General features: G+C 64.1%; 4 protein-coding genes. 1 reads left to right on the forward strand and 3 read right to left on the reverse strand.

Annotation, left to right across the window (positions count from 1 at the left end; all coding sequences use genetic code 11):
* The 3 genes from HMPREF3087_RS05090 to HMPREF3087_RS05100 form a co-directional block, all read right to left on the reverse strand.
* The coding region (locus HMPREF3087_RS05090) for an HAD-IC family P-type ATPase (RefSeq protein ID WP_256173046.1) at positions 1–1,228 on the reverse strand (1,228 nt) is incomplete at its 3' end.
* A 296-nt stretch (positions 1,229–1,524) separates the two neighbouring features.
* Complete coding sequence (locus HMPREF3087_RS05095; protein WP_070428324.1) at positions 1,525–3,063, reverse strand: L-piperidine-6-carboxylate dehydrogenase; 1,539 nt, start codon at positions 3,061–3,063, stop codon at positions 1,525–1,527.
* Positions 3,064–3,264: 201 nt separating this feature from the next.
* Positions 3,265–4,455, reverse strand: coding sequence for an NAD(P)/FAD-dependent oxidoreductase (locus HMPREF3087_RS05100; RefSeq protein ID WP_083272049.1), 1,191 nt, complete (start codon positions 4,453–4,455; stop codon positions 3,265–3,267).
* 219 nt (positions 4,456–4,674) lie between these two features.
* Here HMPREF3087_RS05100 and HMPREF3087_RS05105 point away from each other — a divergent pair, with 219 nt between their 5' ends.
* Complete coding sequence (locus tag HMPREF3087_RS05105; protein ID WP_070428325.1) at positions 4,675–5,787, forward strand: LysR family transcriptional regulator; 1,113 nt, start codon at positions 4,675–4,677, stop codon at positions 5,785–5,787.
* The last annotated feature ends 128 nt before the right edge of the window (positions 5,788–5,915 follow it).

Genomic DNA, 5,915 nt, shown 5'->3' on the forward strand with positions numbered 1-5,915 from the left:
CGCCGGCCGCGCCGCCGGCCGCGCCGCCAGCAGCAGCGCCGCCAGCAGCGCCAGCAGCCGCACCATCCGAGCCAGCACCAAAGCTGACCTCAGCCTCGACACCCTCGGTCGCGACCTCGCGCCCATTCCGCGCCTCGGGAAATGAAAGCCCTTCAGCAGCCTCAATCACCCCGAGTGCCAAAACGTGCGATGAGAACTGTTCGGCAGCAGCCGCAACAGCCAGCAGTTCGTCCTCAGAGACACCAACGGCGCGCACCTTGGCAACCGTCGGCCGGCCGTAAGTCAGTGTGCCCGTCTTGTCGAAGGCAGCGGTCGAAGCCGAACCCAACGCCTCAAGGACGGCACCGCCCTTGACGATGATTCCCGCATTCGACGCCCGGCTCATACCACCAAGGAACGCAACGGGAGCAGCAATCAGCAGCGGGCACGGCGTGGCCAGAACCAGCACCTCGGCAAACCGAACAGGGTCACCGCTGAGCCACCACGCAAGCCCTGCGATCAGCAGAGACACCGCCGTAAACGGCATGGCGTAGCGGTCGGCCACACGAACAATCGGCGCCTGCTGATCCTCAGTCTGGCGCACCAACGCAATGATCTTCTGGTACTGCGAATCCGCCGCCAAACGCGTTGCCCGCATCCGCACGGCCTGCGTGCCGTTGACCGAACCAGACAGAATCGTGTCGCCGACATCCTTCGCGACGGAAGCCGACTCACCCGTCAAAGACGATTCATCGAACGAACCCGCATCGATCGCCTCGCCGTCAACGGGAACAACTTCGGCAGGCCGCACAAGCAGAACATCGCCGGGCTCCACACGGTCGACTTCAATGTTTTCTGCCTGGTCAACAGGGGCATCAACAGCCGGCAGTCGGTGTGCCCGCTGCGGGGCGCGGTCCAACAAGCTGCGCAGATCACGGCGGGCACGCGCGGCCGCGTAGTCTTCCAGCGCCTCGCCACCGGTGAGCATGAGCGCAATAATCGACGCCGCCAAATACTCCCCGACCGCAAGCGAGGCGGTCATCGCCACGACTGCCAGAATGTCGAGCCCGAGCTCCCGCCGCATCAGCTGTTTGACCATGTCGATGACGGTCAGCAGGATGACGAACCCGACGAACACCGTCGCAACCAGCTGCGCAGCGGTGGTCAGGCCGGAAAAGTGCAGCGCGAGAACAACGATGAGCTCCACCAGCACCGCGGCCAGCAGCTTGTACTCACGGAAAATGCGCATCACGGTTCCCATACTCCGATACTGCCCAATCCGCGGATTTCCGCCAGCAAGCTATGCCTTGCCTAACAGGGACGGAAGCGCTTCGTCTGCCTGCGTTTACATTCTGCTCCCACGTGCAAAAACTCGGCCGAAATCAGCGATTCCGACCGAGTTTTTGCACGTAGAAGCAGAAACCGGAGTTTTTGCACGCAGGAGCAGAGTCAAGCAGCGTCAGGCAGAGTCAGGGGCGCAAAGCCAAAGCCAAAGCCGAGCCCAACTCAGAGCCCTAACCCCAACCCCGCAGCTAAACCCCTACATCAGATGAACTCAACGCCCTGGGCCAGGGGCAGTTCGCCCGAGTAGTTGATGGTGTTCGTCGCCTGGCGCATGTAGGCCTGCCAGGAATCGGTGCCGGATTCGCGGCCCCAACCGGTTTCCTTATTGCCGCCGAATGCGCCTCCGATTTCAGCACCGGACGTACCGATGTTGACATTCGCGATGCCGGTGTCGGAGTAGGCGAGGAAACGCTCGGCTTCGGCCAGTTCCGAGGTGAACACGGCACTCGACAGGCCCTGCGGAACCGCGTTGTTGAGTTCCACGGCGGCGTCGAAGTCGTCGTACTCCATGACGTAGAGGATGGGTGCGAAGGTTTCATCTTCCACGATCTCCGTCTGCGACGGCATGCGGACGACGGCCGGTTCGACGTAGTAGGCGTCGTCAGCTTCGTCGGTGAGCACGCGCTTGCCGCCGCAGACAATCGTTCCGCCCTGTTCTTCTGCCGCGCGCAGTGCGTTCTGCATGGCGTCGAAGGATGCCTTGTTGATGAGCGGACCAACCAGCGTGCCGTCGTCGGTGGGCGAACCAATGGCCAGCGTGCCGTAGGCCTTGGCCACACGGTCAACGAGGTCATCGGCAATCGAGGAGTGCACGATCAGGCGGCGCAGCGTGGTGCAGCGCTGACCGGCCGTGCCCGCGGCCGCGAAGACAACACCGCGCAGAGCCAGGTCGAGGTCTGCGCTGGGTGCGACGATTGCCGCGTTGTTGCCGCCGAGTTCCAGCAGCACCCGGCCAAAGCGTTCAGCCACAACCGGGCCGACCTTGCGACCCATGGCAACCGAACCGGTGGCCGAAACCAGGTCGACGCGCTTGTCGGCAACCATGGCCGCACCGAGGTCGCGGTCGCCCAGCAGCACCTGGCTGAGGTTTTCCGGCGCACCGCAGTCCTTCGCGGCGCGGCGCAGCAGAGCTTCCGCACCAATGGCCGACAGCGACGAGGTTTCCGACGGCTTCCACACCACCGTGTCACCGGCGATGAGGGCGAGTGCGGTGTTCCACGCGAACACGGCCACGGGGAAGTTGAACGCCGTGATGATGCCGACAACGCCCAGCGGGTGCCACGTTTCCATCAGGCGGTGGCCGGGACGCTCCGACGGCAGGGTCTTGCCGAACAGCTGACGCGACTGGCCGAGCGCCAGTTCGCAGATGTCGATCATCTCCTGCACTTCACCGGCAGCTTCAGACGGAATCTTGCCGGCCTCGATCGTGACGAGTTCGCCCAGGTCAGACTTGTGTTCCTCCAGCAGCTGGCCCCAGCGCTGCACGACCTTGCCGCGCACCGGCGCAGGGACATCGCGCCACTGTTTGAAGGCTTCGCGGGCAGCGTCGAGCTTGCGCCCCATCGCGGCTTCATCATCGGCCGGCACCTGGCCGAGTTCGGCACCGTTGATCGGCGAGCGCAGGGTGAGGCTTCCCGCACCACCTGACGAGGCGGAGGTCAGCTGGTCGAAATCGGCACCGCACGCGGCGAGCGCCTTCTTGGTGGTCTCGAGGATCTGCTGCTGTGTCGGCAGTGACATGTGCGTGTCCTTTCTGAGTTGGTTCTTCAGTCTTTGCGAGTACGTGGTTCTTTGTGAGTTCGGAAGATTGGTGAGTTTGGGGGCTTGCGGTTGGAGTACTGGCGCTGCGGGGTTTCGTCCCACGGGCGCCGTACTAGCCCAGCTGCGCCGCACCAGCCCGGCGGGAGTGCCGGTGCCACGGTCTAAAGCTGCCGCCCGCGCTTACACGACGTTCATTTCTTTGCGGACTTCGCCGGATGCGAACCTGTCCAGGCTCAGGCCCGAAATGTCGATCAGCGGAGTGCGATCCAGGTAGAGGTCCGCCATGATTTCGCCGACCGCCGGGCCCTGGAGGAAGCCGTGGCCGGAAAAGCCGGTGGCGTACAGGAAGCCGTCGACCTGCGAAGACTTGCCGATGAGCGCGTTGTGGTCCGGGGTGACTTCGTAGAGGCCCGCCCAACCGCGGCGCAGCTGAACATCGTCAAGCATGGGGGTGCGCCGCTCCATCAGTTCGGCGAGCACTTCAAGCCACGCGGGGTCCTGCTGGGTGCTGAAGCCCCACGTGTCTTCAACCTCGGGAGCACCCAACAGCAGACCAGCACCTTCGGAATGGAAGTAATAGCTGGTCGAAAAGTCGATGGTGAACGGCAGCCGGCGCGGGTCGAAGTTCACCGGTTCGCTCACCACAATGTGACGGCGCAGCGGTTCAACCGGCAAGTCAATGCCCACGTCGGCACCGATTTTCTTCGACCACGCTCCGGCCGCGCACACCACGGTGTCAGCGGCAATCGGCCCAGCCGATGTTTCAACACCAGTGATCCGGCGGGAGCCCGGCTCCGCCTCGTCCCCCTCTGCGATGACGCGGGTGACTTCGACCCCGCGGAGGATCGTGACCCCCAGCCGGCGGGCGTTCTTGGCGTAGCCGGCCACAGCGGCCTCGGGTGTGCAGTGGGCGTCGAAGGGGTTGAAAGCGCCGGCAACAAGGTCGTCGGTGCGGATGACGGGGTTGAGTTCGCCGCATTCAGCCGGTGAAATCATGCGAGACGACTGACCCAAGGACGCCTGAAGTTCCACGTTGGCGGCCATCTTTTCGGCATCGGCCTCGTTGTCCAACAGGAACAGGTAGCCGGACTGGACCATGTCGATGTTCTGGCCCATCTGCTCTTCAAAACGGCGGAAGATCTCCAAGCTGCGCGCGCCCAGCATGATGTTCGCTTCGTCCGAGAACTGGCAGCGCAGACCACCGGCAGCACGGCTTGTGGAACCGCCGGCCAGTTCGCCGCGCTCAATGAGCACAATGTCTTCAACGCCGGCCTTTGCCAGTTCGTACGCAGTGGCTGTGCCCATGATGCCGCCGCCGATGATGACCACGGACGCGGACGTGGGAACAGTCTGGGGAACATTCACATTCACGAAAGCTCCTCTCGTCGGGCTGCCGATCAACGCTGATGGCAGCGGGCTGTTCAACGCTGAACAGTGCCCGAGGGATACGGCGATGAGGTCGACGCTGACCTGTTCGCCGGTGGTCCCAACGGGCCACACCACCATCGTGAACCCACTGAGCCATAAGGACAAGCGATATATTTTTAAGCTTCCGTTTAGCTTTGCTGATGAATCGTGTAGCTTGCTCATATGCAGTGGACGTTGACGCAGCTGCGCACCTTCGTCGCAGTCGCCGAGCAGGGAACAATGGCTGCAGCCGCCACCCGCCTGGGATACACGGCCGGTGCGGTCAGCCAACACATGTCGGCACTCAGCCGAGCAGTCGGATCACCCGTAGTTTCACCTCGGGGGCGGTCCGTTGTCCTCACGGAAGCCGGCCGCGCCCTGCTGCCCCGCGCCCGAGCGGTCGTCGCCGCCGAACGCCAAGCCTCCCGAGCCATGCGCGGAGCCTCAGCCGACACAACTGTGACCGTGGGAGTTTTCGGTTCGGCTTCGGTCGCGGCCATGCAGCCAGCAACGCAGCAGCTGGACGGTAAGGGCATCGACGTCCAGACCATCGAAGTCGACGTCGAAGAAATGCAGGAGGCGGTGGCTTCCGGGCTGATCGATGTTGGAATCGGCATCGACTACCTTGATGCGCGCCTGCCCCCGCGCCGTGGAGTGCACATGAAACCCGTCCGCCGCGAACGGCTGTCCGTGGCCGTCGGCCCCGGCGGCATGGCGGCCCTGACCGCCGAAGGGCGCGAGGTAAAGACCCTTTCCGCTGGGCTCGAGGACGGCCCCAGCATCGACGAAACTCACGAGGTGGATGCAACTGCTCACGAAGCCGCACCTGTGGGCTCGGGCGGGGTTGGCGACGGGGCTGGCGATGGAGGTGCCGCCGGCAGCACTCGAGGCGCCGGCGGCTCTCCTGCCGGACTTGGGGTGGCGCCAGGCCGCGGTGATGTTTTCCGCGATCAGGAAATCCTGCGGCGCGCACTGGGCCGCGTACCGTGGATTCTGCCGCCGGCTGATTCAACGTGGGGTCGGGCGTTCCGGCTGGCCTGCCGGGAACTCGGCGTTATGCCTCGCGAGAAGCACCTTGTCACTGACTCCGCGGTGGCACTGGCCATGGCTTCATCAGGGTTGGGCGTCACCTTGGCTACGCCCTACCTGATGCGGATGGCCCCCGCGAACGTCCACATTCTTCCCAGAACAATCTGCGGCAGCCGCGACATTGTCATCCTCACGTCCACCGATGCGCCCTTGACACCGGCAGCGCGCACTGTCGTCGACGTGCTCACCGACGTGTTCAATGCCTGAGGGCGGGTTGCCACGGCGCAGTCACCCGGCATGGCGGCGACCAGCCGTCTAGGTGGCACAGATTCACGCGGTAATGCAGATTCACGCGCTAATGCGCTGCATTAAAGCGTGAATCTGCATTACCGCGT

It is taken from the genome of Brevibacterium sp. HMSC22B09, assembly GCF_001806795.1.
GTDB classification, from domain to species: domain Bacteria; phylum Actinomycetota; class Actinomycetes; order Actinomycetales; family Brevibacteriaceae; genus Brevibacterium; species Brevibacterium ravenspurgense.

What these genes read in the sequence shown, in the direction of transcription:
- HMPREF3087_RS05095 (WP_070428324.1), bottom strand. Translation starts at nt 3,063, where the DNA reads ATGTCACTGCCGACACAGCAGCAGATCCTCGAGACCACCAAGAAGGCG.
- HMPREF3087_RS05105 (WP_070428325.1), top strand. Translation starts at nt 4,675, where the DNA reads ATGCAGTGGACGTTGACGCAGCTGCGCACCTTCGTCGCAGTCGCCGAG.